Consider the following 3,811-nt stretch of genomic DNA (forward strand, 5'->3'; position numbering starts at 1 on the left):
CATGCGCGCCGCCCGCGCGGCATCGCGTCCGGCCGCGCGGGCGGCGCGCATGGTGCTGTACGGCGCGGCGGGACTCCTGTGGCTGTCCCTCTCCGGGATGACGATCGGCAGCAGCGCCGCGGTCGCACTCCCCCGGACCGATCCGGTGGCCGTCGCCGCCGCACCGCGGCAGGACGAGACCTCGGCGGTCTCCCTCGCACTCCCGCTCGTCGTGGCGGTGGCGGCGAGCCTGGTCGCCATGTACGGATACATCCGGCGCCTCCGGCGGTCGAAGACCCGTACCACCCCCGGCGGCAGCCGTACCTCCCCGTCCCCGGCACCCTTCGACGACCTCGACGAGCGGTCACGGGACCTGCTCGTCCGGGCGGACGACTGGGTGCGCACCAGCCGTGAGGAGCTCCCCTTCGCCGAGGCCCGGTTCGGCACGGCGGCCGTCGAGCCCTTCGCCCAGGCCCTGCGGGCCGCCGAGGCGGAACTGGCGGTGGCCTTCCGGATGCGGCGGCGCCACGACCAGGGCGTCCCGGAGGACCCGGAGGCCCGGCGGCAGGCGCTGGCCGGGGTGATCGGACGCTGCGAGGAGGCCGGCCGGCTGCTGGACATGGCGGCCGACGGGTTCGACGAGCTGCGCGACCTGGAAGGGGACGTCCGCGAGGCGCTGGAGGCGGCGGAGGCACGGTTCCGGGAGCTGACGGGCCGGGCACGGACGGCCGAGGCGACCCTGGCCGGCCTCGCCCGGCGGTACGCCCCTTCCGCCACGGAACACGTCACGGGGTACGCGGAACAGGCCAAGGACCGCCTGATGTTCGCCACCACCCGTCTCAACCGGGCCCATCAGGAGGCAGACCGGGGCAAGGGCGGACAAGCGGCGGGCCACCTGCGCGCCGCCGAGGGGGCCGTGGCCCAGGCGACCGTGTTCCTCGACGGCGTCGAACGGCTCGCCGCCGAGCTGGACGAGGCCGCGGCGATGGTCCCGGCCGCGCTCAGCGGGGCGGAGGCGGAGAGGGCCAGCGCCGCGGAGCGGCTCACGGACGTACCGGCCGGTGAGGCACAGGCCCGGATCCTGCACGCCGACACCGTGCTGGCCTCCGTACGGCAGGAGACGACCTCCGGGCGGCCCTACGACCCGCTGGACGTCCTGCGCCGGATCGTCGAGGCGACGGCGCCGCTCGCCACGGGACGCACCGGTGTCCTGTCCGCCGCCGCCCTGCTCACCGCCCGCAGCGCGACCGCCGCCGCGGCCGACTTCGTCACGACGCACCGGGGTGCGGTGGGGGCCTCGGCCCGCATCCTGCTGGCCGAGGCGGAACGCCTTCTCGCCACCCGGTCCCCCGCCGACGTCCCGCACGCCGACGCCCTCGCCCGCGAGGCCCGGGACCAGGCCGAACAGGACGTCCGCGCCCATGGAAACCCGTACGCCGAAGCGGACACCCGCGCTCCTGGAGCCGCCGGAGCCGCCCTCGGCGGCATCCTGCTCCTCGACTCCTCCCCCACCGCCACCCCGCCGAGTTTCGGCGGCCCCCGCACCCGGAACCGCCTTACCGTCCCGCTCGACTGACACCGGGTCACCTCCGCGCACGCCGCCCCGGTGCACGACAACGGAGTCGTGACGCGACCTGGTTGCGGGCACCCGGGACCTGCCGGACGGAACGCACGCATCACCACAGGGGTGGGCGGAACACCGGCGAGCACGCCGGCCACCGCGCAACTCCACGCCGGACACCAGGACTTCGGTCATCTCGTCCGAGGGTGCCCCTGTGCTGGGCCGAGTTCGGCCGATTTCTTCAAGATCCTCCAGGACGACCTCTTGGCCTCGCTCATCCCCCGCCACCCCTTTCCCGCGGGGAACACGGAAGAGGGTCTCGCCGTGCTCGCCGTGCTCCAGGAGAACGCGCAGAAGCTGATCGACGGGCTGGAAACGGGCTCCGCCCATCCGGGTGATGCGCTGAGCACCGCGCTCACCCCGGCCAAGGGCCACTGCCCGATGGCCCCGCGGGCATCCTTCTTCCCCACCGCCGCTCTTCTCGGACGCACCTGGTGCGGAGAGTTCCCCGCACAGGCAGGTGCGACGCGCGGTCTGCGCCCTGCGAGGAACGAGCTGTGACGGATCGGAGCGGACGACGGCAGTGAGGGTGGCCTGGCACGGCGGTCCCGGACCGGACGACGAGACATATGCGCGCACCCTGGGCGAAAACCTCTCCAGGACGATCGACGTCCTGGAACGCGTGCCGCGCATGTTCGACGGTGCGATGAACACGGCGGCCCTGCACCTCTGTGCGCGCCTGGCAGTCGATCCGGACAGCTCGCACCCGCGCACCCGGGACGCCGCCGTCACGGCCATGCAGGTGACTTCCGCGGCCTTCGCCGCAGCCGTCCGAACGGAAGGCACTTTCGAGTACTTCCTCGTGGACCGGACACGGACGATCCCCGCGACCGGGCCGCAGTACTACGCCGACGCGGGAAACTGGCTGACCGCGTTCTGGCTGGCGACCGTGTGCCGCGAACAGGACCGCATGACTCAACTGTGCGAAATCCCGGTCGACTTCCTGCGGGGCTCGGGCGTGGAGTACGACGAGTACATCTACCACTGGATCGACGCCCTGCAGGCGTACTGGCTGATACGCCCGGGGCTGAGCGAGAAACTCCTCGCCGCCATTCGGATGTCCTCCCCGGACGTCGCGCGGATCGCCCACCCCGAGGTCCTGGACAAGCTCCTCCATCAGCCGATCAACCTCTTCCAGTACTTCCCGCGCAAGGACCACACCGGCTTCGATCAAGCCCTTGCCGAGGCCCTGGAGCTGCACAAGTCGTTCTGGACCGCCGACGAGGACCGCGAAGAGTCCGTCGAAGGCTGCTTGGCGCTCGGCCCGCTCGCAGTTTCCCGCCCCGCCTTCGACTCCGGCTTCCCGATCACGGTCGAGTCCGACTGCATCCCGCGTCACCTCCTCAATCGCTTCTGGCTCGGCATGTTCCCCACGTAAGGGGGCGCATCCCGCGGGAGTGACCGTTCCGTGTCACGGTTCGCCCGCCTCCGGCAACGAGCAGCGCTGCCCGGGCGGAGAGGCAGCCGCAAGAACTGACCCGCGGTCAGGAATCAGCGGACTCGGCAGCACGCAGCGGCATTCTGACCATTTTCCCCGACCTGCTGATCAGAAGCTCCGGGATGTCGTCCTCGTGGAACCTCGCCCGACCGATGACCCCCTCGGTCCTGGCGTTGCGCGCGAGCATCTCCACCAGCTCTTCCAGCTCCGGAAGGAGTCCGGCGTGGATCTCCTGCCGGGCGGTGAGGGACCAGTGGCCGTCGCCCCGGACGAGCTCGCCGGTCAGAACACCGCCGATGCGCTTTGCCGGACCGCGGCAGAAGAGCAGGGGGACGAAGCCGGGCACCTCGTCTCCCATGCCGCTCCCACCGCTCTCGGCGTCGAGGCCGAGGTGCTGACGCAGAACGTCGAGGACGGCAGCCGGCACATCGGGAGAAAGGCCGAGGGCAAGATCCACGGCGAACAGGTCACTCATGCACGGAGGCTTAAGAATCGCCGCACCAGGCCGGCCGAGCCGATGCGGTGCTCACCGAAGCGACACTGAAGGACCTCGGCGCGGAGAGCCCGGTCTCCATCCCGCGCGTCCGGACCCATTTCCTCCCCACCACAACCCGCCGAGCTTCGACGGGTCCGCACCCGGAACCGCCGCGCCCCTCAACGCGTCTGATACGGCATCACCCATTTGTATGATGATGGGCTCAAAACACGGTTCGGTTCGGTCTGGCGGCAGCGGACGAACGGGGGCAGCGAAACGTGATCAAGCCGGAGCAGAT

General features: G+C 71.5%; 4 protein-coding genes. 3 read left to right on the plus strand and 1 reads right to left on the minus strand.

All coding sequences use genetic code 11. The features are described 5' to 3' along the window. From CCN35_RS18020 to CCN35_RS18030, 3 genes are all read left to right on the plus strand, one after another. Positions 1-1,555, plus strand: a 1,555-nt coding sequence (locus tag CCN35_RS18020; protein WP_245863246.1) for a hypothetical protein, incomplete at its 5' end; no start/stop codon positions are given. A gap of 249 nt (positions 1,556-1,804) precedes the next feature. Next, positions 1,805-2,101, plus strand: a complete 297-nt coding sequence (locus tag CCN35_RS18025) for a hypothetical protein (protein ID WP_067397575.1) — start codon at positions 1,805-1,807, stop codon at positions 2,099-2,101. Positions 2,102-2,123: 22 nt separating this feature from the next. Next, a complete protein-coding gene (locus tag CCN35_RS18030; protein ID WP_086793507.1) occupies positions 2,124-2,978 on the plus strand; it encodes an immunity 49 family protein in 855 nt (284 codons plus the stop codon). A gap of 106 nt (positions 2,979-3,084) precedes the next feature. On the opposite strand, the gene CCN35_RS18035 is transcribed toward CCN35_RS18030, so the two are convergent. Then, positions 3,085-3,513, minus strand: a complete 429-nt coding sequence (locus tag CCN35_RS18035; RefSeq protein ID WP_067397573.1) for a hypothetical protein — start codon at positions 3,511-3,513, stop codon at positions 3,085-3,087. Positions 3,514-3,811 lie beyond the last annotated feature (298 nt).

It is taken from the genome of Streptomyces thermovulgaris (genome assembly GCF_002155915.1).
GTDB lineage: Bacteria > Actinomycetota > Actinomycetes > Streptomycetales > Streptomycetaceae > Streptomyces > Streptomyces thermovulgaris.